The organism is Lysinibacillus sp. Bpr_S20 (assembly GCF_023337835.1).
GTDB lineage: Bacteria > Bacillota > Bacilli > Bacillales_A > Planococcaceae > Lysinibacillus.
Map to the genome: position 1 here is coordinate 610,785 of NZ_JALNLQ010000002.1, position 23,426 is coordinate 634,210.

A 23,426-nucleotide genomic window follows, 5' to 3' on the forward strand; every position below is an offset into this window, starting at 1 on the left:
GTATGCTTGTAGGTAAACGAATTAGTGACCGCTATAAAATTATAGGGCTTATTGGTGGCGGTGGTATGTCTAATGTTTATTTAGCACATGACATGATTTTAAACCGTGATGTAGCGATCAAAATATTGCGCTATGATTTTACCAATGAGGATGAATTGTATCGCCGTTTTCAACGTGAAGCACTTTCAGCCACAAGCCTTACACACCCGAATATCGTTAGTGTTTATGATGTAGGTGATGATGGTGATCTACATTATATTGTGATGGAGTATGTCCAAGGAAAAACATTAAAGCAGTACATACAGGAATTTGCACCAATTTCCCCTGCCAGATGTGTGCATATTATGAAGCAGTTAACGTCAGCAATTGCCAATGCTCATGAAAATCATATTATCCATCGTGACATTAAGCCTCAAAATATTTTAATGGATGCAGAGGGCAATGTAAAAATAACTGATTTTGGTATCGCAATGACGCTAAGTGCAACATCATTTACACAAACGAACTCCGTGCTTGGAACGGTGCATTATTTATCGCCTGAGCAGGCTCGTGGTGGTACGGCAACAAACAAATCCGATATTTATGCACTTGGCATTGTTTTATATGAATTATTAACAGGGGAATTGCCATTTTCAGGCGATTCAGCTATTTCTATCGCACTTAAACATTTACAATCAGAGACGCCATCAGTTCGTGCCTTCGATGCTACAATTCCACAAAGTGTGGAAAATGTTGTGCTAAAAGCTACAGCCAAAGATGCTTCTCATCGTTATTCGACTGTAGAAGAAATGCAAGCAGATTTGGAAACAGTGTTATCACCAAATCGTATGAATGAACCGAAGTTTGTTATACCGGTAGATAATGATGTGACAAAGGCTATTCCGATTATAAAGGAACCAACTGTACGTCAAGATGAAGATTTAATGCAGACAAGAGCAATCGAACCAATTACACAATCAAAGCCGAAACCCGAAGCGAAGAAGCCTGTTGAAAAGACAGTGCCTGTAAAGAAAAAGAAAAAATGGCCAATAGTTGTTGCTGGACTAGTAATAGTAGCCATCGCCATTTTCCTATTTGTTTTTTTTGCTACAGAGCTTTTTAGCCCGAAAAAGATACCTGTACCTAGTGTGGCTAATTTGACAATTGAGGAAGCTACGAAGAAATTAGTGGCTGAAGGTTTTACTGTTAGTAAAGAACATCAGGAGCGCTATGATGAGGATGTTGAAAAGGATAAAGTCATTGAAACGGACCCTGCGGAGGGTACGGAACGTGTAAAAGGTACGGAAATAGACTTAATCGTTAGTCTTGGGATAGAAACGACGAAAGTGGAAGATTATAGAGGAAAGCAAATTAGCCAAGTCGAACCAATGATAGAAGGTAAATTTTCAAATATTGAAGTTAACCCTGTGCATTCAAAAGAACCTGAAGGAAAAATCATTGAGCAAGAGCCGAAACCTCAGGAAGAAGTAATTGCAAAAGATACAACGATGAAATTTACGGTAAGTGCAGGTGTACAAATGGTTACCGTAGATAATGTTGTGAATTACACAAAGGCTGAAATGGATGAGTATGTAAGAAGAAAAGGCTTAAATTGGCGTATTGTTCGTGAAGAACATAGTGATACAGTAGCTGCCGGAAGTGTTATTTCCCAATTGACAAGAGAAGGGGCTGAAGTTGAAGCAGGCTCTACAATAGCTGTTGTTATAAGTAAGGGACCAGCCGAAAAACCTGTGAAAACTTATTTGAGAACTGTGAAAATTCCATATGAACCATCAGAGGAAGGTATCGAACAAAAAATTCGAATTGAAGTTCAAGATAAAATCCATTCAATGGCAAAACCATATGATGAGTTTTCTATTACGAGTGATAGGGAATACAAAATACAATTTGTTGTTGAAGAAGGTCAACAAGTAGCCTATAAAATTTTACGTGATTCGCAAATCATTGATGAAGATAGTTTCAATTATGCTGATATTAAATAAGGGGGAATTGGATGGCTCAAGGCCAAATTCGTAAAGCATTAAGCGGTTATTATTATGTATATGATGGACATCAGCTTATACAATGTCGAGGACGTGGGGTATTTCGCAATCGCGGGGAATCCCCCCTCGTTGGCGACATTGTAGAATATACATTGGAAATAGAGGGATCTGACGGTACTATTCAAAAAATTATGGAACGTCAAAATGAATTAGTACGTCCTCCGATAGCCAATATTGATCAAGGAATTCTTGTATTTTCTGTAAAAGAACCTAATTTTAATACAATTTTGCTGGATCGTTTTCTAGTGGTTTTAGAGTCATTTCATGTGCATCCGATTATTTGTTTAACAAAGATGGATTTGCTAGAAGACGATGAACGTGAGGAATTGCAAGGTTATATAGCAGATTATGAACGTATGGGTTATACCGTGTTACAAACCTATAAGGATGAGGAAGAGTTAGTTGACCGTCTACAGCCTATTTTAAAGGATAAAACGTCAGTATTAGCTGGGCAATCTGGAGTTGGGAAATCTACACTATTGAATACATTGATTCCAGATTTAAATTTAAAAACGGGGATTATTTCACAAAGCTTAGGTCGTGGAAAACATACGACTCGCCATGTCGAATTAATAGAGGTATGTAACGGCTTATTAGCAGATACTCCAGGATTTAGTTCATTTGATTTTGATGAAATAGAAAAAGAAGAATTAGGCGCATGCTTCCCTGAAATGGCCCGTATCGCAGATGATTGTAAATTTAGAGGCTGTTTACACTTAAAGGAACCAAAATGTGCAGTAAAAGCAGCTGTTGAGACGGGAGAAATTCGTGATTACCGTTATAAACACTACGAACAATTTATGCAAGAAATTATGGATCGAAAGCCGAGGTATTAATGATGATACAAATAGCACCATCAATTTTAGCAGCTAACTTTGCTAAATTAGGAGAAGAAGTAAAGGAAGTAGAAAAGGCAGGGGCACAGCTTATTCATATCGATGTTATGGACGGTCATTTTGTGCCGAATATTTCATTTGGCTCGATTGTATTAGACGCCATTCGTCCTTTAACTGATTTACCGCTAGACGTTCATTTAATGATCGAAAATCCTGATCAGTATATTGAACAATTTGCCAAAGCAGGTGCAGATTATATTACCGTGCATGTAGAAGCTTGCCGTCATTTACACCGTACAATTCAATTAATTCGTTCATTTGGAGTTAAACCTGGTGTTGTTTTAAACCCACATACACCAATAGAATCTATTCAACACATTTTAGAAGATATTGATATGGTGTTGTTCATGACAGTGAATCCAGGTTTTGGTGGGCAAAAATTCATTCATTCTGTTGTGCCAAAAATTGAAGCATTAGCAACTATTATTAAAGAACGTAATCTCGATATTGCTATAGAGATCGACGGTGGCATTAATGCAGAGACTATTATTCCTTGTGCTAAAGCAGGAGCAACGATTTTTGTAGCTGGTTCTGCAATTTACAGTAAAGAAGATCGTTCCGCGGCCCTACAGGAAATTTTAGCTGCTGGTGAGGCTGCGGTTCAAGGATGACAGTAGTCGTTGTTTGTGCAGGAGGGCCGAGAGAGGAACTCTGTTCATTAAGTCCGTATAAAGAGCAAAATGATGTGTTATTTATCGGAGCAGACCGAGGAGCGCTATATTTAATCGAGCAAGGAATCACCCCACATGCCATAGTAGGAGATTTTGACTCACTATCGCAAGAGGAATATGAACTGGTGATGGCACATACAAATGATAGACAACGATTCCAGGAAGAAAAAGATGAAACAGATACGGATTTAGCGTTATTAAAAGCCTTGACCTTTACACCGCTAGAAATTGTCCTTACAGGTGTTACTGGAGGTCGTCTAGATCATTATGAGGCGGCGGTTCGTTCGATTTATCGTTTACAAAAAGAGCATCCGCAAGTAGTATTAAAGATTATTAATCATGCAAATATGTTGCAATTTTTAATGCCGGGCACACATATCATTGAAGCAAACGAACAATACCGTTATTTGTCTTTCTTTGCACATGAAGAGCCGATTAAAGATGTGACATTAAGGCAAGTAAAGTATGAAACAACAAATGAAGAAATCTCTCTCGGTACGTCTCGCTTTACAAGTAATGAAATAATAGGGCATTCAGGGTCTATATCTTTCACGCAAGGCATATGTTTAATGATAAGAAGCATAGATTAGCGTAAGGGGGAGAGAGTCCTGAAAGTATATACGTTCCAACTGCCGAAATTTGTAAGTAGTATTACGCGTACATGTATCAACATTTTTAAAAAAGACAAGAAAGTAAAAAAATCCGACTAAAACTAGTCGGATTTTTCTGTAGTGTTGAAAATATAGTTCTTCGTCAACGAAGAATGTAAAGAAAGCCGCAATCAATTACATTCCTTGCAATTGATTGCGGCTTAGTCATATTATATAAAAATTCACAAAGGCGGTTGGTAGTTTGCCCAGTTAATAAGACAGAAAAAAATCGATTTGCGCCAAATGCGAAATCGATTTTTTGGAAGCGACGATTAAACGCGCTCGATTTTACCTGATTTTAATGCACGAGCAGAAACCCATACACGTTTTGGTTTACCGTCTACTAAGATACGAACTTTTTGAAGGTTAGCACCCCAAGAACGTTTGCTAGCGTTCATAGCGTGGGAACGGTTGTTACCAGTACGAGCTTTACGCCCAGTGATTACACATTGTTTTGGCATGTTGTATTCCCTCCTTACTGTCAATGCTGAAAGATTATTATTTCAGTTCGGTATTTCACATACCATAATAATTTAACATACGATGACGTTCAGTGCAACAGTTTTCATATAACCTTTCAAGAAAAAAACCTTTACAGACGAAAATTACTTGTTAAATAATGGTTATTAATTCCTAGGTAATACAATTTTTGGTGTATAGTATTTTGCGATAAACCCGCATTAACGCCCAATTGAAGAAGACTAATAATCAGTGGGGATAAAGAGAAATGGATGGAAGCTTCAATTTATTTTCCTCGGTAGCCAAGCTTCGTAGAAACACGTTTACCAGTTGCCACTAAACGCTCTGTAAGGGTATTAATATGGTCCGCTGAAACATTAAAGCTAACAAATCCTATACTTACTGCACCTACTACTTCATTGAAGCCATTTAAAATAGAAACCGCAATGGAGGATGTTCCTGCTGTTCTTTCGCCATGACTAATGGCAAATCCTTGTAGTCTTATTTGCTCAAGCTGTGCCTCTAATTCAGCAATTTCTTCATGAGGCGTAAGCTGATCCATAATTTCCGTTGCTTGAGAAAACGGCATTGTGGCTAATATGGCCTTATTGGCAGCCCCAATGGGCATCGGTATACGAATTCCTAACTGATCGTAAATACGAATTGGATTAGCTGCACTGTCTATTCTTTCGATAATAATTGTATCTAAACCAGCAGGCTTACTTAAATAGACACTTTCCTCGACTTCTCTTGCTAATCGCTCTAACTCTGGCCTAATTTTACTAATATAGTCCATCGTATCATACACTTGTAAGCCAAGTTCCATCCATATTGTACCGAGCCGATATTGTTTAGTTTGATCGTCTTGTTCAATCATTCCTTCCTTAATCATCGCTTTTAAAATTCTATGTAATGTACTAAGTGGTAAATTGCATTTTACCGAAAGCTCTGAAATGGACAAGCTGTTGTCGCTTGCAGAAGCTAAAACTTTTGCAATTGTCATAGCTCGTTCTAATAATTGCATGGATGTCCCACCTCCCCTACATTTATTTTATTTTTAAACCTTGTCTACGTCTAGCTACATCATCGTGAAGCTCTATTTCATTACGCTTCCAACTTTGAAAAAGAGCGAATATAGTAATTTTTCAAAATATATTGACAGTATACCTTAAAACACATATATTTTTCATATAAACTTTCCTCTTAACGGAAACGTTTTCCACTATGCGGAAAAAGGGGTGAAAGGAATGCATTATTGTTCATCAATGTATGCACCTTTGAAACATGTAATAGTAAAACATCCAAAAGATGCTTTCCGAAGCCAAGCGTATCTTAGCGATGAATGGAAAACATTTAACTACTTATCAGAACCTAATTATAAGGAGGCTCTGAAAGAATATGCTGATTTTATGAGCATTCTAGAAAAGTATGTTGAGAAAATTGATTTTTTACCAGAATCAGATGAAATAGGGTTGGATTCGCTGTATGCACATGATCCTGTAAAATTCACACCAAATGGCGCCATTATATTGAAATCTGGCAAAAAATTAAGACAGCCAGAAGCAGCGGTTTATAAAGCTTTTTTAATGGAAAAGGATATTCCACTTATCGGAGAATTGACTGGAGAGGCTGTATCAGATGGTGGCGATATTGTTTGGCTTGATGATCGGACACTTGTTGTAGGTCGAGGTTATCGAACGAATGATGAAGCTATTCGACAGCTAAAAGACTTGACCAAGGATATTGTCGATGAATTCATTGTTGTACAGCTACCACATGATTTAGGGGAAGCAGAATGTTTACACTTAATGTCCTTCATTAGTATGGTGGACAAGGATTTAGCGGTTGTACATTCAAGATTAATGCCAGTTTTTTTCCGTCAGCTTTTAATCGAACGAGGTATTCAATTAATTGAAGTTCCGAAAGAAGAGTACGATGCGCTAGGTTGTAACGTGTTAGCTCTTGCACCTAGAGTATGTATTATTCCAAATGGAAATCCAATGACAAAGCAACAATTACTTAATGCAGGCGCAACGGTGTATGAATATGAAGGGAATGAGATTTCGATAAAAGGAACAGGTGGACCAACATGTCTAACTTGCCCAGTAGTAAGAGGATAAAAGGAGATGGAGTAAAATGTTTAAAAATGTTATTGTGAAAAATCCAGGAAATAGCTATTTAAATGGCTTAACGACTAGTGATTTAGGAAAACCAATTTTAGAAAAATTATTTGAGCAGCATGAAAAATATATAGAAGCTTTAAAGAAATGCGGCGTAGAGGTTACACTGCTCCCAGCGAACGAAGCCTTCCCAGATTCAACATTCGTAGAGGATACAGCTGTTTTAACACCTGAATTTGCTATTATTTCAAATCCAGGTGCAGAAGATCGTAATCGAGAGATTGAGGAAATCGAACCAGCAGTTAAAAAGTTCTATGAAAATATTTACTATATCAAAGGTCAAGGAACGCTTGATGGAGGAGATGTATTACAGGCAGAAAGGAAATTTTATGTCGGCATCTCTGACCGTACTAATGAAGAAGGAGCTCGACAATTTAAAGAAATCGTTGAAAAAGAGGGTTATGAGGCAACGATTATTCCGTTAAAGGAATTTTTCCATTTAAAAACGGGCATTGCATATGTTGGTGAAAATCGAATGGTGCTAGCTGGAGAGTTTATCGATCACCCCGCATTCGAATCCTATGAAAAAATTATTATTCCGAAAGAGGATGAGTATTCAGCAAACTGTATTCAAGTAAATGATTATGTCATTATTCCAGCGGGCTATCCAGAAACAAATCGTAAATTAAATGATTTAGGCTACCAAACAATTGAACTTGAAATGTCTGAATTTAGAAAACATGATGGTGGTCTAAGCTGTTTGTCATTACGTTTTTAACTTCTTTTAGCGGGTGTAAAAACATCCGTTGAAATAGAGGAACCCAGCCCAAGAACGCCACGTCCTGTGATAATTTATCTGTGCGACAGCGAAGCGACAGTAACAATAATAACAACAACACAAGGCTAAGTGACCTACATCACGTTGGCCCAAAGCCTCTAGGCGGATGTCATGGAATATGCCTAGGCATCATTGATTTCAATGTAAAAATACCCAATCAATTTATATGAGATAAATTGATTGGGTACTTTAGTAAATAAAATATCAGAATATTCCATATATTAACAATTAGAGAGTGGGGATGGATGTTGAGTAAAGGGGAACAACGGCAAGATCATCAATTAAACCGTTCAATGAAGAGTCGTCATTTATTAATGCTATCGCTTGGTGGCGTTATTGGAACAGGACTATTTTTAAATGTTGGCTATACAATTAATCAAGCAGGTCCTGGAGGCGCATTAATTGGTTATCTATTTGGTGGCTTAATATTGTACATGGTCATGAATTGTCTTGGAGAATTAGCTGTTTACATGCCTGTAACTGGTTCTTTCCAAACCTATGCAACACGTTTTATTAGTCCTTCGGCCGGATTTTCTTTAGGATGGATGTATTTTGTCGGGTCAGCTGCCACAGCGGGGGTAGAATTTACTGCAGCGGGAATTTTGATGCAACATTGGTTCCCACAAGTCCCTATTTGGATATGGTGCGCTGTATTTATGGTGCTGTTATTTACTTTAAATGCACTGACAACTAGAGGCTTTGCAGAAGCAGAGTTTTGGTTTGCCAGCATTAAAGTCATTGCGGTGATTGCATTTATCGTTATAGGAGTTGCAGCAATTTTTGGATTGATTCCGTTAGCTGATCGACCAACACCACATTTTACGAATTTAGCACCGTCTGGTTTATTCCCGGCCGGTATAACGATTATATTTGTCACAATGATGAATGTTATCTTTTCCTATCAAGGTTCTGAACTTGTCGGTATTGCAGCAGGAGAAACTGAAAATCCAGAGAAAAATATTCCTCGGGCAATAAGAACCATTCTATTTAGAATTATAGTCTTCTATATTGCTTCTATTATCGTTTTATCTGCAATATTCCCGTCAACGGAGCTAGGACTACTGGAAAGCCCTTTTGTCACATTGATGAATTTAGCTGGCGTTCCATATGCTGCTAGTATCATGAACTTTGTTATTTTAACGGCGATCCTATCAGTAGGCAACTCATGTCTATATGCTTCAACACGTTTATTATGGTCAATGTCAAAAGAGGGAATGGCTCCTAAATTATTTGGACGACTAACGAAAAATAAAGTGCCATTAAATGCACTCATTTTCACGATGCTTTTTTCGCTACTTTCTTTATTAACGAGCGTGATGGAAGCAGATGCAGTATTTGTTTTACTCATGTCTATTGCAGGAATTTCTGTAACCATCTCGTGGATGGGGATTTGCGCATCTCAATTGATGTTCCGACATCATTTTGTGAAAGCAGGTGGAGATGTAGCTAGCTTAAAATTTAAAACGCCATTTTATCCATTGATTCCAGTGTTCTGTATTAGTTTTTGCATGCTAATTCTTATCTTTTTAGCATTCGATGCAACACAAAGAGTTGGTTTACTTTATGGTATTGGATTCTTTATCGCTTGCATGATTTTTTATAAATTAAAATTGAGTAAAACAAATACAGTTTCTTCTGAGTTTAAAATGGAAAATGAGGAATCACTTGATATACATTGATATGTATTTGCGTTGAGAGGATCGGGTAAAGGAGAATTTTTATGAATGTTTATCTTTGGAATACATCTGAAAAGCTACGTGCATTATTATGTGAAATTGTCAGTTGGGAAAGCAGGACATTAACAAAAGGTGAACATGAATTTGCCTATAAATTAAAAAATAAATTACTAACGCTTTCTTATTTTCAGAAAAACCCAGAACTAATTGAATTACATGATGCCGGCCTTGAGCGTAATGCTGTGACTGCCTTGTATAAGCATCCATCTGCAACAGAAACGGTTGTGTTAATTAGTCATTTTGATACGGTCCATACTGAAGAATACGGTGAGCTAGAGCCATTAGCCTTCTATCCTGAAGAGCTGACAAAAAAGCTAATGGACCCTAAATACAAAAAGGATTTACCGGAAGCGGCAAGAATTGATTTGGAATCAGGTAATTATTTATTTGGTCGTGGGACGATGGATATGAAAATGGGGCTTGCTTTACATATGCAGTTGATTGAAAAGGCAAGTGTCGAAGAATGGCCCATCAATCTTGTTTTAACTGCTGTGCCAGATGAAGAAGTAAATTCTGCTGGTATGCGTGCAGTAGTTGTTGAGCTTGTCAGACTTCGTGAACAGCATGGACTTTCTTATAAACTATTTTTAAATAGTGAACCTTCTTTTTCACAAGGACCAGCTGATAACAACGAATATATTTATTCCGGAACGATCGGTAAAATTATGCCTGCTACCTTATTTTACGGAAAAGAGACACATGTGGGTGAGCCGTTAAAAGGAATGACAGCGAATTTTATTGCTTCATACATGACGCAGCATATGGAGTGGAATCCAATTTTCCGTGAAACAGATCTTGGTGAAAGTACCCCATTACCAGTATCCTTACAATTAAAAGATTTGAAAATGGAGTATTCTACACAAACACCCTATCGTGCAGCAGCACTTTACAATGTGTTTTTATTAAAGCGCACAGCGTCGGAAGTAATGGATATTTTTGAACAAGTGGCATTGGAAGCAATGACAGCTTGCAATGAACAATATAAACGAATTTGTGAGCGAGAAAAGGTAAATGGAGTAGGTGAAGTAAAAGTACTTCGTTTCGAGGCACTTTTAGAGTATGCGACCAAGAAATTGGGCGCTGAGGAGGTAAATAGAATAAAAAGTCATGTTCTTGAAAATAGTGCATGGGACGATCGTGAGAAATCTATTCGCATCGTAGATCAGCTAATGATTCGTTGCCAGGAACTTACACCAGCGACAGTGCTGTTATATGCACCACCTTACTATCCAGCGATTAATTCATCCGATCATCCCCTTGTCATTCAATCGATTGAATTAATGAAAAAAACAGCCAAAACATTTAATATTGAAGTGGAGCAAATTCACTATTTTAATGGTATTTGTGATTTGAGCTATGTCAATTATTCGGATGACTCAAACGAATGGACAGCATTCGAGCGTAACACACCGGTATGGGGGGACACGTATAGTATACCATTTGAAGCTATGTCCGCATTACAGGGGCCTGTTTTAAACGTTGGACCTTTTGGCAAGGATGCCCATCAAAAGACGGAAAGATTACATGTCGATAGCGCATTTAAAGAAATGCCTGTGATGCTTGATACACTTATTAAGAGCCTATTTTAATATAAGCTATTGGATAGATTCATATATTTGTTTTAAAAGTATTTGTTGTTGACGCTTTCCTTCCATAAATTAGAGATGAATGTACGGAACGGAAATCAATTCCTCGTTGAATAAGACTCCATTAACATAATAGTTTTTCAGACACATAAAAGCTGATACTTTTCATAGCATCAGCTTTTTTATCGTTCATTTTTCAACAATTTTGCAAAGGCTACTTGTATTTTAAATGATTTAGACGATAAAAATAGAACAAATTATTGCAAGATTGTTATTAGGAGCGAAGTTATGGGAAATCAAGAAAAGCTAACCCTCTCTATTCAAATAGAAATGCTTCAATTTAATGTAATGCGAATGCGAACGGTAGCGTGGACATTGATGTATGTATCAGCCATCATTACTATTATTCATTATGGTGAGCTCTTCTTTACAAAAACAGAAAGAGAGATGGTCCCAGCTTATATAGGCATTCACATTATATTGTTTTATATAGATTTAGCGGTGTTATTATTTGTGACGGAAAAGAGGATAAAGGTTACATCTCTTAATTTACGAAAATACGAAACGATCTTACTGGCTTATATTTATACAATATTATTATTAATCACTGTCATAACCTTAATGGATGTTCATTTCTTTAAACATGCGGCTCTTTATGAAGTGCTATTTTTAATGATTTGTACTTTTTTTTCCCTCCCTTTCAAGAAAATTTTTTGGATTATGTTATTAACATTACCATCCATATTGATAAGTGCTTATTTAAGTGTCGGGATATCTGGTGAAAGTATTAAAATATTTTTACCGATGTCCCTTATTATTCCGATGGGGATCATTATTCAGCGTCATAACTTTAAAATAAAAAGACAATTTACGAAGCAACATATTTTATTACAAGAAGAAATGACAAAATCCAAAAATTTGTCGAAATTATTAGCTGAAAAAAATAATGAACTGTCAGAGCAAGTACTTCGGGATACTTTGACAAATTTGCCTAATCGACGAGCTTTTAATAATAAATTAACACAAATAGGGCAACAACTTAGTAAACCAAAATCTTTATCTGTCATGATGATTGATATAGATTTCTTTAAAAATTTAAATGATTATTATGGTCATTTACAAGGTGATGAAGCATTGATCAAGGTAGCTGCTCTGTTAGATGAAATTGCAGAAAAGTATAATGCATTTGCGGCGCGGTGGGGAGGCGAAGAGTTCGTAATCGTTAGTCAGCATGCCGCAAAGTTTTCAGAGCATGTTTGTGAGGAAATTTTAGAGGAAGTACGCAACTTAAATATTCGTCATGAGCGTTCGGCAGTAGCTGATGTTGTAACAGTCAGCATCGGGTTGTGTCATGCTAAAATCTCGAATAGCGAGCAATTGAAAGCATGCTGTGTATTAGCCGATCAAGCATTATACACAGCAAAGCAAAACGGTCGTAACAACTTTTTCAGCAAAAATGGAAATTTCGATAATGACTTATGATAACTTTGATAATGTTAGAAAACGTTGATACAGTGCGCTTTCATGCCTTACAAGGTTGCTTAATGTATAACGAAAGTGTTACAATATAATTTAGTCAAAAAGAGCCAAGGGGGCATTTCTATGTCAATTGAATTAAACAATGAATTCGGCCAAATTGATATTTCAACAGATGTACTTGCACAAATAGCTGGTGGCGCTGCTATAGAGTGCTACGGTATTGTCGGCATGGCATCTAAACATCAAATTCGTGATGGTCTAACTGATATTTTACGTAAAGAAAATTTTGCTAAAGGTGTTGTCATTCGAAAACAGGACGACGATTTACATATTGATATGTACATTATTGTTAGTTACGGGACAAAAATTTCGGAAGTTGCTTATCAAGTACAATCGAAAGTGAAATATACAGTGGATAAAACATTAGGTATGAGCGTAAAATCTGTCAATATCTTTGTGCAGGGCGTTCGTGTAGCGAATGATTAAGAGGAGGAACTAAATCTAATGCAGTCTTTAGACGGAATAAAGTTTGCAGAAATGGTGCAAATGGGTGCCCATCACCTATTCCAAAATGCAAATTATGTTGATTCATTAAATGTATTTCCAGTACCAGATGGAGATACAGGAACGAATATGAACTTATCGATGACATCTGGGGCAAAGGAAACGGAGCTTAATGCTTCAGAACATATCGGCAAAACAGCTCAAGCTTTATCAAAAGGTTTACTTATGGGGGCACGCGGAAATTCTGGTGTTATTTTATCGCAGTTATTCCGTGGTTTTGGTAAATTTATTGAAAAAGAAGCGACAATTGATGCTAAGGGCTTTGCAGGTGCCTTCCAAGCAGGCGTAGAAACTGCCTACAAAGCAGTAATGAAGCCAGTTGAAGGAACAATTTTAACAGTTGCGCGTGAAGCGGCGAAAAAAGGTGTGGAAGTGGCAGAAACTGAAACTGACATCATTGCGGTGATGGAAGCATTTACTGCTGAAGCACAGGCTTCGTTAGCGCGTACACCTGAACTTCTACCTGTTCTTAAAGAAGTCGGTGTTGTAGATAGTGGCGGTCAGGGTCTTCTATTCGTATATGAAGGATTTTTAGCATCCTTAAAGGGCGAGCCTTTGCCAGTGAAAAATGAAGCAACTTTAGACGATTTAATTAATGCAGAACATCATAGAGCACAAGATTTTATGAATACTGTAGATATTGAATTTGGTTATTGTACTGAAATCATGGTACGTTTTGAAGAAGGAAAAGAGCCATTTAACGAAGAACAATTCCGCAATGAATTAAACCCGCTTGGTGATTCTTTACTCGTTATTTCAGATGAAGAGATTGCGAAAGTGCATATTCATTCTGAACAACCAGGCTCCGTTTTAGCAATGGGTCAAAAATATGGTAGTCTTATTAAAATTAAAGTTGACAATATGCGTGAACAGCATTCTGCTATTGTTGGTGAGGATCATAAAGCACCTTCTCCAGCTAAAAAAGCTGAAAAGCATCCATATGCAATTGTAACAATTGCAATGGGCGAGGGTGTTGCTGAATTACTTCGTTCAATTGGTGCCTCTTATGTTATTGAAGGTGGTCAAACAATGAACCCTTCAACAGAAGATATTGTGAAAGCAGTACAAGAAATTGGTGCTGAAAAAGTATTAATTTTACCAAATAACAAAAATATTGTGATGGCAGCAGAACAAGCAGTAGAGCTTTTAGATATAGAAGCTGCTGTAGTTCCAACGAAAACGATCCCTCAAGGTATGGCGGCGATTTTATCGTTTAATCCAGAGGCGGCAGTTGACATGAACCAAGCAACAATGACAGAAGCCTTTGCAAATGTTAAAACGGGCCAAGTAACTTATGCTGTGCGAGATACATCTATTGATGGTGTGGAAATTCATAAGGATGATTTCATGGCCCTTGCGGAAGGGAAAATTGTATTATCTACTCCAGCATTAAAAGATGCTGCTGAGAAGGTAATTACTGATTTAGTGGATGAGGATGCAGAAATTGTAACAGTCATCTACGGTGAGGATACAACGGAAGAAAACGCCTCAGAATTAGTGAAATTTATTGAAGAGAAATATCCAGAGGTCGAAGTAGAGTTATTTAATGGTAAACAAGGATTATATCCATATATTATTTCAGTAGAATAATTCAATGCTACTTTGCGTATAAGTAGACAAAGCAGTGCACAAGCCGTGTACTGCTTTTGTTTATGGTAAAAGGAGAGTAGGGGATTATAGGCGATATAATTCCGCTAAAAATGAATGATTCAGTGTATGTATCCAGTGGACAATAAACTTGAAAATGCTGTGGAACTAGCATTTTGAAATCATTGTATATATAGTGTGGACAATAGTTCATCTGTATTTCCATTGTGTAAATTATAGTCGTGTAAATTTTCTGAAAGTTGATAAAGAAGTGCTTTACTTTTATAGTAACTATCAAGCATGATATAAATAAAAAATCGATATTATTATTTAGATATGATAGAGGGGTGTTAGTATGAAGTTTACTTCAGTATTTGATATTATTGGACCAGTGATGATTGGGCCTTCTTCTTCACATACGGCAGGCGCTGCACGAATTGGACGCGTTGCCAGAGATTTATTTGGAAGACAACCAAAGTGGGCAAAAATTCACTTATATGGTTCTTTTGCTGAAACGTATAAAGGACATGGAACAGATGTAGCTTTGATAGGTGGCCTATTAAATTACGATACATTTGATGAGCGTATTAAAACAGCTTTTGCCGATGCAGAAAAGGCAGGCTTAGATTACGAATTTATCCCTGAAACAGCAAATATGGAGCATCCGAACACAGCTCGCCTTGTGATTGGTGATGACGAAGGGGAGATGTCTGTTGTTGGTATTTCAATCGGTGGCGGTAAAATTGAAGTCAGTGAAGTGAATGGCTTTAAGTTGCGCTTAACAGGTGGCATGCCAGCAATCCTTGTTGTCCACGATGATCGTGCTGGTTGTATTGCCAATGTGGCAAATTGCTTAGCGATGCATGCCGTCAACATTGGGCATATGGAGGTTTCTCGTATAGAACGTGGTTTAACGGCTCTTATGGTGATAGAAGTCGATCAAAACATCGAGGATAAAGTATTACAACAAATTTCTTTAATACCACATATTTCGAAGGTTTCTAAAATTAATAACTAAGGAGGTGTCTAAATATGGATGTATTGTTTCATAATGTTCGTGAACTAGTTGAACGAGCGGAACAAGAAGGAAAATTCATTTCTGAAATTATGATTGAGCAGGAAATGTTAATAACTGGACGTACAAGAGAAGAAATTATACAACAAATGGACAATAATTTAACGGTGATGGAGGAAGCTGTTGAAAGAGGCTTGAAGGGTGTGAAATCTGTAACAGGCTTAACAGGCGGTGATGCAGTATTGCTTCAAAATTACATTGCACAAGGAAATTCATTGTCAGGGGATTTGTTATTAGACGCAGTGAGTAAAGCGGTTGCTACAAATGAAGTGAATGCGGCTATGGGTACAATCTGTGCTACCCCAACTGCAGGCTCAGCTGGAGTAGTGCCGGGGACGCTGTTTGCAGTGAAAAACAAGCTGAATCCAACGCGTGAGCAAATGATTCGTTATTTATTCACGTCGGGTGCTTTCGGTTTCGTAGTTGCCAATAATGCGTCGATATCGGGTGCAGCTGGTGGGTGTCAAGCAGAGGTCGGCTCGGCTGCGGGTATGGCCGCAGCTGCGATTGTAGAGATGGCTGGTGGTACACCAAAGCAATGTGCAGAAGCATTTGCTATTACACTAAAAAATATGCTAGGGCTTGTATGTGACCCGGTAGCTGGGTTAGTAGAGGTTCCTTGTGTTAAGCGCAATGCGATGGGAGCTGCAAATTCCCTTGTGGCAGCGGATATGGCGCTTGCAGGGGTCACAAGTCGCATTCCGTGTGACGAGGTGATTGGTGCGATGTATCGAATTGGACAATCTATGAGTCCGAATCTAAAAGAAACTGCGCGCGGAGGCCTTGCGGCAACACCAACAGGTAGAGCGATTAGCAAAGCCATCTTTGATAATGGCAATTTAGAAAGTATCAAGTCACTCCAAAAATAACAATAGTAAACACGCTTTCCAAAGGGAGGCGTGTTTTTTTAGGTGAAAGTGAAAAGCATAATGGTGGTACAAGTGGATATTTGAGACAAAGAGTATAAATTCTCTTGGTGATACCCTGCATTCATTCCACCATTTATAAGGGTAAGAGATTTTTGTATCTGCCGTTTTACCTACGTTACATAATGCATATACCTATCGGATACGCTTTCGGTACAATATACATTCGCTGAAAGTAGCTAAAATGTATGCTATGTAGATATGTTGATTGGAGTGGAGACTGGGCGACTCCTTGGGGATTAGCGATAGGGGAACGAAGGCTAAGAACATCACATCCTGTGATAACGCCTTCGTGACCAACATCCTGCTGTTGCTGTCGCTGCGCTTTCGCACAAACAAAACCCTCTGCTGCCGCTGCGTTAACACTACGCTTTCGCGCAAAAAACACCTGTTGCCCCAAGCGGCTCATCGGACGCCCCCAGGAAGCTCTGCTCTGCGCGAAAGCGAAGCGTCAGCGGCAATGTTTTATCTGTAGCGAAAGCAAAGCGACAGCTACAATGTTTTATCTGCGCGAAAGCGAAGCGTCAGCGGCAAAGCGCCCAGTCGGAACGGAAATCAACCACGCGTTAGGGTGATGAAACCAGAATGAATAAGGAAATAGGATGAAAAAATGATGATTCATTCGATATAATTAACGATCAATCAATTATTAATGAATTGAATGGCTATCTTACTGAATGAAAAGTTATATAATAATATTGAGAATAATAATGCGAGCGTTGTTCAAAGGTGTTAAACGCTAAGAGTAATCGTATGAAGGGGGACAACTCATATGCTGAAAAATAGTATGGTTAAACGAATAACTGCAGGTAAAGTACTTGTGGTGAAAAATTTTGGAGGAGTTGTCGTGCAAGGTGACTGATTTAACGAATCCCGTTACTGATTTAAAGGGAATCGGGAAAGAAACAGCAGGACATTTAGAGGCATTGGGCATCGGGACGATAGAGGATTTGTTATGGACGTTTCCGCATCGACATGAGGATTTTCGTTTGAAGGATTTGGCGCAAACACCACACAATGAACGTGTCACTGTTGAGTGTAAAGTGGAACGTGAGCCGACCATATTGTTTTTAGGGCGCAACAAATCACGTTTACAAGTCACGGTGCTTGCAGGTAGGCATTTAGTGAAGGTAGTTTTTTTTAATCAAGGCTATTTGAAGCAAAAGCTTGTACCGGGAGCTATTATTACAGTAACAGGTAAATGGGATCGCGGCAGACAAGTTATTAATGGAACATCCGTTACATTTGGTCCTAAGACAGATCAGGTCGACTTTGAACCTGTTTATAGTTTAAAAGGGTTGATTCCACAAAAACGTTTCCGTAAATATATGCGCCAAGCATTAGATGAGTTTGGTACAGAAATACCAGATGCAGTTCCGCAACATTTACAGGCGGAGTATAAGCTTGCTTCAATGCGTGATGGGCTTGAGGGAATTCATTTCCCTATTGATGCAGGGCATGCCAAGCAGGCTAGAAGACGATTTGCCTATGAAGAGCTACTAAACTTTCAACTACGTATTCAAGCGTTGCGTAAAATTAGGAAAGATAGCGAGCAAGGAACCGTTATAAAGTTTGATTTGCAAAAGTTGCGTGTCTTCATTGCCTCATTACCTTATGAATTAACGGGTGCACAAAAACGCGTCGTCAATGAAATTTGTAAGGATTTGAAAGAGCCACATCGTATGAACCGCTTACTTCAAGGTGATGTAGGGTCGGGGAAAACTGTTGTTGCTGCAATATGTTTATACGCAGCTGTAACTGCTGGTTTTCAGGGAGCTTTAATGGCGCCGACGGAAATTTTAGCAGAACAGCATGCTGAAAGTTTGAAGGAATGGTTTGAGCCATTTGGCGTACGTGTAGCTTTACTATCTGGATCGACGAAAGCCAAGGAGCGTCGTTTGCTTTTAGAAGAATTAGAAAACGGAGACATAGATATTTTAATTGGTACACATGCGCTAATTCAGCCTGATGTCGTTTTTTATAAGCTTGGTTTTGTTATTACAGATGAACAGCATCGTTTTGGTGTAGAGCAACGTAGAATACTACGCGATAAAGGAGAAAATCCAGATGTGCTCTTTATGACTGCGACACCAATACCACGTACATTGGCGATCACAGCATTTGGAGAAATGGATGTTTCCATGATAGATGAAATGCCAGCGGGGCGTAAGCAAATTGAAACGCATTGGATGAAAAAAGAGCAATTTGGCTCTGTTATGTCAAAGTTAGAATTAGAGCTTGCTGCTGGTAGACAGGCTTATGCTATTTGCCCGTTGATTGAGGAATCAGATAAATTGGATGTACAAAATGCAGTAGAAATCTATGAACAGCTTGCCGCATATTTTAATGGACGTTACAATGTTGGTTTAATGCATGGTCGCCTATCCGCGGATGAAAAAGACGCTGTCATGCGTGCCTTTAGTGAGGGAACAATCCATGTGCTTGTATCTACAACCGTTGTTGAGGTTGGAGTGAACGTACCGAATGCAACTTTTATGATTATTTATGACGCTGAACGCTTCGGCTTAGCTCAGTTGCATCAGCTACGTGGGCGCGTAGGGCGAGGTGAACATCAGTCATATTGTGTGTTGTTAGCCGATCCTAAATCTGATGAAGGCAAAGAGCGAATGCAGTCGATGACGGAAACGAATGATGGCTTCCGTTTAGCGGAAAAGGATTTGGAACTACGTGGTCCAGGTGATTTCTTTGGGCGTAAACAAAGTGGTTTGCCTGATTTTAAAGTAGCGGATTTAGTACATGATTATCGAATACTTGAAACCGCAAGAAAAGATGCAACGGATATGATGGAGACTGATGCTTTTTGGCATGATGAAGAATACAAATGTTTACGTGAAATGCTTGAAAATTCAGGTGTTTTACAGGGAGAACGCTTTGATTAGCTGATTTTGATACCCAATTTGGAATGTAAGCACTTGTTTTGAAAACAAGTCTTGCATTCTTTTTTTATACTCTATATACTGATATTAGTACCAAGTGCTAATAACAACTAAAAAGGTGGCGAATGATGTTGAGACGAACGAAAAAAGAGCGACAGCGACTATTATCCGAAACGATAGCTGATAATCCATTCGTCACAGATGAACAGCTAGCAACACAGTTTCAGGTTAGTGTCCAAACTATTCGTTTAGATCGTATGGAATTAGCGATTCCAGAATTACGAGAACGAATTAAAGATGTTGCTTCGAAAACCTATGAAAATGAAGTGAAATCACTACCGATTGATGAAGTCATCGGAGAAATAATTGATATTGAATTGGATAATCGTGCATTATCTATTTTTGACGTAAAAGAAGAACATGTTTTTCAGCGCAATGGCATCGCGCGTGGACATCATTTATTTGCGCAAGCAAACTCATTAGCGGTTGCGGTTATTGACGACGAACTTGCATTAACAGTACATTCTAACATTACCTTTGTGAAACCTGTTAGAGCTGGAGATCGTGTTATTACAAAAGCAATCGTTATAGGACGTGATGAAAAAAGTCATCGTACAAAAGTTGAGTTAACATCCACTGTTAACGGTGAAACAGTTTTTGTTGGTGAATTTGATATGTACCGCACGAAAGGTAAAGGTGAACAACAATGAAATTAGCGCTTGATGGAATGGGTGGCGACAACGCACCAAAATCAGTTGTCGAAGGTGCTTTATTAGCATTAGAACAAATCCCGAATTTAGAAATTCAATTATATGGTCAGCAGCAAAAGCTCGAACCATTTTTAAAAATACATGATCGATTAACTGTAGTACATTGTGATGAAGTTGTTGAAGGAACAGACGATCCAGCACGCGCTGTTCGTCGTAAAAAGGATTCGTCCATGGCAAGAATGATGGATGCAGTTGAAGAAGGAAAGGCAGATGCTTGTCTTTCTGCAGGTAATACAGGTGCTTTAATGGCGGGAGGCTTATTTAAAGTAGGCCGGATTGAAGGGATTGCTAGACCTGCTCTAGCTACTACACTTCCTACTTTAGATGGTAAGGGCTTCTTAATGCTTGATTTAGGGGCAAATGCAGACGCGCGACCTGAGCATTTATTGCAATATGCGATTATGGGCGATATTTATGCGAAAAAGGTGGGTGGCTTACAAAAGCCACGTATCGGCTTGTTAAATATCGGTACTGAGGATAAAAAGGGCAATGAATTAACGAAGGCCGCTTTCGGATTATTGAAAGAAGCGGATTTAAACTTTATCGGCAACGTTGAAGCTCGAGATTTGCTTGAAGGGGTAGCGGACGTTGTTGTAACGGATGGTTTTACAGGTAATATGGTGCTGAAGTCAATCGAAGGTACAGCTGGTGCGTTATTTTCAATGTTAAAAGAGGCGTTTATGTCTTCAACGAAAACAAAAATTTCAGCAGCACTTATGAAAAATAATTTGCGTGATCTAAAAAATAAAATGGACTACACAGAGTACGGCGGTGCAGGCTTATTTGGTTTACAAGCACCTGTTATTAAGGCACATGGCTCATCTAATGCTAAAGCGATATACAGTGCAATTCGCCAAGCAAATACGATGGTTGAGCATACAGTCATTTCGACGATTACAGATACAGTACGTCACTTAGAAATGGATTAAATGTTTACTGTTGCAAAAGTAAAGCGACAGCAACAGGGTTTTCTGTGCGAAAGCGATAACATTTCCGTACAAAAAACATTTGCTTACCTAAGCACAAATCCGATGCAAAATTGATCAAAGGGGATGAATGAAAAATGACGAAAATAGCATTTGTTTTTCCAGGCCAAGGTTCTCAAGTAGTTGGAATGGGGCAGGAGTTTATCGAGAATGCGGCAGAAAGTAAAGCATTTTACGAGCGTGCAAATCAATCACTTGGCTTTGAGTTATCTAAGCTTATGTTAGAGGGACCAGCCGAGGAACTTACATTGACTTACCATGCACAGCCGGCACTCTTAACTACTGGCGTAATGGTTGCAGAAAAATTACGTGCAGCAGGTATTAAGCCAAATTATGCAGCTGGACATTCACTTGGAGAATATAGCGCGTTAGTAATTGCGGGTGTGTTATCGTTTGAGGATGCAGTTTCAGTTGTGCATAAGCGTGGACTTTATATGAATGAAGCTGTACCTGCAGGGCTAGGTGCCATGGCAGCTATTTTAGGGATGGAGCTTGAGACGCTGCATGAAGTAACTGAACAAGTATCTGCGGCAGGTGATCCTGTTCAGGTAGCGAATGTAAACTGTCCGGGGCAAATCGTTATTTCTGGGACAAAGGAAGGCGTTGAAAAGGCTTCTCTAGCGGCAAAGGAAGCTGGTGCAAAACGAGCAATTCCTTTAGTTGTTAGTGGTCCGTTCCATTCAGAACTAATGCGACCTTCATCTGAAAAGTTAAAAGAAACGTTGGCGGATATATCGTTGTCAGCGCCACAAATTCCTGTAATTGGTAATGTTATGGCGAAAGAATTAGAGGATGTTTCTGCTATTCAGCATGAGTTAGTAGAACAAGTATATAGCGCTGTACAATGGGAAGCATCTGTGCGTGAAATGATTGCACAAGGTGTGGACGTCTTTATTGAGTGTGGACCAGGCAAAGTATTAAGCGGATTAGTGAAAAAAATCGATCGATCTGTAACGACATACTGTGTTTATGATGAAGCATCATTAGAGGCTGTACTGGAAGCGGCGAAGGAGTGGACAATTAATGCGTAAATTAGAGGGTAAAGTAGCTGTTGTAACTGGTGCTTCACGTGGAATAGGGCGATCTATTGCATTAAAACTTGCGGATGAGGGTGCGAAGGTTGTCGTTAACTACAGCGGTTCACAGGCAAAGGCAGAGGAAGTAGTCGCTGCAATTCAAGAGAATGGTGGCGAAGCTATAGCTGTTCAAGCAAGTGTTTCGAAAACAGAGGAAGTTACAGCCTTAATGGAAGCAGCGGTGAAAACATTCGGCTCACTAGATATTTTAGTAAATAACGCGGGTATTACGCGTGATAACTTGATAATGCGTATGAAAGAAGACGAATGGGATGATGTGCTAGATACGAATCTAAAAGGCGTTTTCCTTTGTACAAAAGCAGTAACACGTCAAATGATGAAGCAACGTGCAGGCCGTATCATCAATATTTCATCGATTGTTGGAGTAGCAGGAAACGCAGGGCAAGCTAATTACGTAGCTGCTAAAGCAGGTGTTATAGGATTAACTAAAACGACTGCCAAGGAATTAGCATCACGTAATATTCTAGTAAATGCCATTGCACCTGGCTTTATAGAAACTGAAATGACGGAGCAACTACCAGAAGATCTTAAGCAAGGTATGCTTACGCAAATTCCTCTAGCAAAACTTGGGCAGCCTGAGGATATCGCAAAGGCAGTAGCTTTTCTAGCTTCAGATGATGCTAACTATATGACTGGTCAAACGTTACATATAGATGGCGGCATGGTAATGTAATTTCAATTAGTCATAGATAATGATTTTTTGTATAATCATTTGAGGGGAGGTGAATGTTTTGTCTACAGTATTAGAACGCGTAACAAAAGTAATCGTGGACCGTTTAGGTGTTGAAGAAAGTGAAGTTACTCTAGAAGCTTCTTTCCGTGATGATTTAGGTGCTGACTCATTAGACGTAGTTGAGCTTGTTATGGAGCTTGAAGACGAATTCGATATGGAAATTTCTGATGAAGATGCTGAAAAAATCTCAACAGTTGGTTCTGCAATTTCATACATCGAAAGTAAATTAAACTAATCGTTTAACTTTATTAAGCATAAATTAATCATCCCTATTGGTGCTGATATGAATGCGGTCATTATACAATAATTATGAT

Annotated in this window: 23 protein-coding genes; 20 read left to right on the plus strand and 3 right to left on the minus strand. The window is 38.6% G+C overall.

The features are described from left to right. The first annotated feature begins 2 nt into the window (after positions 1–2). Genes pknB through spoVM form a run of 5 tightly spaced genes read left to right on the plus strand, consistent with a single transcriptional unit; the run spans position 3 to position 4,319 of the window. Positions 3–1,982: a Stk1 family PASTA domain-containing Ser/Thr kinase gene (gene pknB / locus MWJ95_RS07345; RefSeq protein ID WP_249073174.1), complete on the plus strand. Its 1,980-nt coding sequence runs from the start codon at positions 3–5 to the stop codon at positions 1,980–1,982. 11 nt (positions 1,983–1,993) lie between these two features. Next, positions 1,994–2,878, plus strand: coding sequence for a ribosome small subunit-dependent GTPase A (gene rsgA, locus MWJ95_RS07350; protein WP_249073173.1), 885 nt, complete (start codon positions 1,994–1,996; stop codon positions 2,876–2,878). Between the two features lie 2 nt (positions 2,879–2,880). After that, positions 2,881–3,549 carry a ribulose-phosphate 3-epimerase gene (gene rpe, locus MWJ95_RS07355; protein ID WP_249073172.1) on the plus strand — a complete coding sequence of 223 codons (669 nt, stop codon included), beginning with the start codon at positions 2,881–2,883 and terminating at the stop codon, positions 3,547–3,549. Beyond that, entirely contained in the window at positions 3,546–4,199 is a 654-nt protein-coding gene (locus MWJ95_RS07360; RefSeq protein ID WP_249073171.1) for a thiamine diphosphokinase, read from the plus strand. The genes rpe and MWJ95_RS07360 overlap by 4 nt, the downstream gene beginning before the upstream one ends. Before the next feature lie 18 nt (positions 4,200–4,217). Continuing rightward, complete coding sequence (spoVM, locus tag MWJ95_RS07365; RefSeq protein ID WP_139376952.1) at positions 4,218–4,319, plus strand: stage V sporulation protein SpoVM; 102 nt, start codon at positions 4,218–4,220, stop codon at positions 4,317–4,319. Between the two features lie 212 nt (positions 4,320–4,531). On the opposite strand, the gene rpmB is transcribed toward spoVM, so the two are convergent. Then, on the minus strand, positions 4,532–4,720 hold the full coding sequence (gene rpmB, locus MWJ95_RS07370; RefSeq protein WP_079560418.1) for a 50S ribosomal protein L28: 189 nt from the start codon (positions 4,718–4,720) through the stop codon (positions 4,532–4,534). Between the two features lie 284 nt (positions 4,721–5,004). Further along, on the minus strand, positions 5,005–5,742 hold the full coding sequence (locus tag MWJ95_RS07375) for an IclR family transcriptional regulator (protein ID WP_249073170.1): 738 nt from the start codon (positions 5,740–5,742) through the stop codon (positions 5,005–5,007). A gap of 223 nt (positions 5,743–5,965) precedes the next feature. Between MWJ95_RS07375 and MWJ95_RS07380 the strand changes: the two genes are divergently transcribed. From MWJ95_RS07380 to sdaAA, 9 genes are all read left to right on the plus strand, one after another. Then, positions 5,966–6,838 carry a dimethylarginine dimethylaminohydrolase family protein gene (locus MWJ95_RS07380; RefSeq protein WP_249073169.1) on the plus strand — a complete coding sequence of 291 codons (873 nt, stop codon included), beginning with the start codon at positions 5,966–5,968 and terminating at the stop codon, positions 6,836–6,838. 16 nt (positions 6,839–6,854) lie between these two features. Further along, complete coding sequence (locus tag MWJ95_RS07385; RefSeq protein WP_249073168.1) at positions 6,855–7,616, plus strand: dimethylarginine dimethylaminohydrolase family protein; 762 nt, start codon at positions 6,855–6,857, stop codon at positions 7,614–7,616. 305 nt (positions 7,617–7,921) lie between these two features. Then, positions 7,922–9,355, plus strand: a complete 1,434-nt coding sequence (locus MWJ95_RS07390) for an amino acid permease (protein ID WP_249104891.1) — start codon at positions 7,922–7,924, stop codon at positions 9,353–9,355. A gap of 41 nt (positions 9,356–9,396) precedes the next feature. Further along, positions 9,397–11,001 carry a M20/M25/M40 family metallo-hydrolase gene (locus tag MWJ95_RS07395; RefSeq protein WP_249073166.1) on the plus strand — a complete coding sequence of 535 codons (1,605 nt, stop codon included), beginning with the start codon at positions 9,397–9,399 and terminating at the stop codon, positions 10,999–11,001. 285 nt (positions 11,002–11,286) lie between these two features. Next, positions 11,287–12,480: a GGDEF domain-containing protein gene (locus MWJ95_RS07400; RefSeq protein ID WP_249104893.1), complete on the plus strand. Its 1,194-nt coding sequence runs from the start codon at positions 11,287–11,289 to the stop codon at positions 12,478–12,480. A 120-nt stretch (positions 12,481–12,600) separates the two neighbouring features. Continuing rightward, positions 12,601–12,963, plus strand: a complete 363-nt coding sequence (locus MWJ95_RS07405) for an Asp23/Gls24 family envelope stress response protein (protein ID WP_249073165.1) — start codon at positions 12,601–12,603, stop codon at positions 12,961–12,963. Positions 12,964–12,981: 18 nt separating this feature from the next. Then, positions 12,982–14,631 (plus strand): DAK2 domain-containing protein, encoded by a 1,650-nt coding sequence (locus MWJ95_RS07410; protein ID WP_249073164.1) that lies wholly within the window; start codon positions 12,982–12,984, stop codon positions 14,629–14,631. 352 nt (positions 14,632–14,983) lie between these two features. After that, entirely contained in the window at positions 14,984–15,646 is a 663-nt protein-coding gene (gene sdaAB / locus MWJ95_RS07415; protein ID WP_079560428.1) for an L-serine ammonia-lyase, iron-sulfur-dependent subunit beta, read from the plus strand. Positions 15,647–15,660: 14 nt separating this feature from the next. After that, positions 15,661–16,572: an L-serine ammonia-lyase, iron-sulfur-dependent, subunit alpha gene (sdaAA, locus tag MWJ95_RS07420; protein WP_249073163.1), complete on the plus strand. Its 912-nt coding sequence runs from the start codon at positions 15,661–15,663 to the stop codon at positions 16,570–16,572. 175 nt (positions 16,573–16,747) lie between these two features. Here sdaAA and MWJ95_RS07425 read toward each other — a convergent pair whose 3' ends face one another. Further along, on the minus strand, positions 16,748–17,038 hold the full coding sequence (locus MWJ95_RS07425) for a hypothetical protein (RefSeq protein ID WP_249073162.1): 291 nt from the start codon (positions 17,036–17,038) through the stop codon (positions 16,748–16,750). Between the two features lie 445 nt (positions 17,039–17,483). On the opposite strand from MWJ95_RS07425, the gene recG reads away from it, so the two are divergent. The 6 genes from recG to acpP all read left to right on the plus strand — a co-directional run bounded on the left by recG (position 17,484) and on the right by acpP (position 23,347). Next, positions 17,484–19,529, plus strand: coding sequence for an ATP-dependent DNA helicase RecG (recG, locus tag MWJ95_RS07430; protein WP_249073161.1), 2,046 nt, complete (start codon positions 17,484–17,486; stop codon positions 19,527–19,529). Positions 19,530–19,657: 128 nt separating this feature from the next. After that, positions 19,658–20,236 (plus strand): transcription factor FapR, encoded by a 579-nt coding sequence (gene fapR / locus MWJ95_RS07435; protein WP_049668746.1) that lies wholly within the window; start codon positions 19,658–19,660, stop codon positions 20,234–20,236. Then, positions 20,233–21,225 carry a phosphate acyltransferase PlsX gene (gene plsX / locus MWJ95_RS07440; protein ID WP_249073160.1) on the plus strand — a complete coding sequence of 331 codons (993 nt, stop codon included), beginning with the start codon at positions 20,233–20,235 and terminating at the stop codon, positions 21,223–21,225. Before fapR ends, plsX begins: the two co-directional genes overlap by 4 nt. 134 nt (positions 21,226–21,359) lie before the next feature. Further along, the gene (gene fabD, locus MWJ95_RS07445) at positions 21,360–22,313 is read left to right on the plus strand and encodes an ACP S-malonyltransferase (RefSeq protein WP_249073159.1); all 954 of its coding nucleotides are present in this window, start codon (positions 21,360–21,362) and stop codon (positions 22,311–22,313) included. Continuing rightward, positions 22,306–23,052, plus strand: a complete 747-nt coding sequence (gene fabG / locus MWJ95_RS07450) for a 3-oxoacyl-[acyl-carrier-protein] reductase (protein ID WP_249073158.1) — start codon at positions 22,306–22,308, stop codon at positions 23,050–23,052. Before fabD ends, fabG begins: the two co-directional genes overlap by 8 nt. 58 nt (positions 23,053–23,110) lie before the next feature. Continuing rightward, positions 23,111–23,347: an acyl carrier protein gene (acpP, locus tag MWJ95_RS07455; RefSeq protein ID WP_036124798.1), complete on the plus strand. Its 237-nt coding sequence runs from the start codon at positions 23,111–23,113 to the stop codon at positions 23,345–23,347. The last annotated feature ends 79 nt before the right edge of the window (positions 23,348–23,426 follow it).

What these genes read in the sequence shown, in the direction of transcription:
- pknB (WP_249073174.1), top strand. Translation starts at nt 3, where the DNA reads ATGCTTGTAGGTAAACGAATTAGTGACCGCTATAAAATTATAGGGCTT.
- rsgA (WP_249073173.1), top strand. Translation starts at nt 1,994, where the DNA reads ATGGCTCAAGGCCAAATTCGTAAAGCATTAAGCGGTTATTATTATGTA.
- rpe (WP_249073172.1), top strand. Translation starts at nt 2,881, where the DNA reads ATGATACAAATAGCACCATCAATTTTAGCAGCTAACTTTGCTAAATTA.
- MWJ95_RS07360 (WP_249073171.1), top strand. Translation starts at nt 3,546, where the DNA reads ATGACAGTAGTCGTTGTTTGTGCAGGAGGGCCGAGAGAGGAACTCTGT.
- rpmB (WP_079560418.1), bottom strand. Translation starts at nt 4,720, where the DNA reads ATGCCAAAACAATGTGTAATCACTGGGCGTAAAGCTCGTACTGGTAAC.
- MWJ95_RS07375 (WP_249073170.1), bottom strand. Translation starts at nt 5,742, where the DNA reads ATGCAATTATTAGAACGAGCTATGACAATTGCAAAAGTTTTAGCTTCT.
- MWJ95_RS07380 (WP_249073169.1), top strand. Translation starts at nt 5,966, where the DNA reads ATGCATTATTGTTCATCAATGTATGCACCTTTGAAACATGTAATAGTA.
- MWJ95_RS07385 (WP_249073168.1), top strand. Translation starts at nt 6,855, where the DNA reads ATGTTTAAAAATGTTATTGTGAAAAATCCAGGAAATAGCTATTTAAAT.
- MWJ95_RS07390 (WP_249104891.1), top strand. Translation starts at nt 7,922, where the DNA reads ATGTTGAGTAAAGGGGAACAACGGCAAGATCATCAATTAAACCGTTCA.
- MWJ95_RS07395 (WP_249073166.1), top strand. Translation starts at nt 9,397, where the DNA reads ATGAATGTTTATCTTTGGAATACATCTGAAAAGCTACGTGCATTATTA.
- MWJ95_RS07400 (WP_249104893.1), top strand. Translation starts at nt 11,287, where the DNA reads ATGGGAAATCAAGAAAAGCTAACCCTCTCTATTCAAATAGAAATGCTT.
- MWJ95_RS07405 (WP_249073165.1), top strand. Translation starts at nt 12,601, where the DNA reads ATGTCAATTGAATTAAACAATGAATTCGGCCAAATTGATATTTCAACA.
- MWJ95_RS07410 (WP_249073164.1), top strand. Translation starts at nt 12,982, where the DNA reads ATGCAGTCTTTAGACGGAATAAAGTTTGCAGAAATGGTGCAAATGGGT.
- sdaAB (WP_079560428.1), top strand. Translation starts at nt 14,984, where the DNA reads ATGAAGTTTACTTCAGTATTTGATATTATTGGACCAGTGATGATTGGG.
- sdaAA (WP_249073163.1), top strand. Translation starts at nt 15,661, where the DNA reads ATGGATGTATTGTTTCATAATGTTCGTGAACTAGTTGAACGAGCGGAA.
- MWJ95_RS07425 (WP_249073162.1), bottom strand. Translation starts at nt 17,038, where the DNA reads ATGAGCCGCTTGGGGCAACAGGTGTTTTTTGCGCGAAAGCGTAGTGTT.
- plsX (WP_249073160.1), top strand. Translation starts at nt 20,233, where the DNA reads ATGAAATTAGCGCTTGATGGAATGGGTGGCGACAACGCACCAAAATCA.
- fabD (WP_249073159.1), top strand. Translation starts at nt 21,360, where the DNA reads ATGACGAAAATAGCATTTGTTTTTCCAGGCCAAGGTTCTCAAGTAGTT.
- fabG (WP_249073158.1), top strand. Translation starts at nt 22,306, where the DNA reads ATGCGTAAATTAGAGGGTAAAGTAGCTGTTGTAACTGGTGCTTCACGT.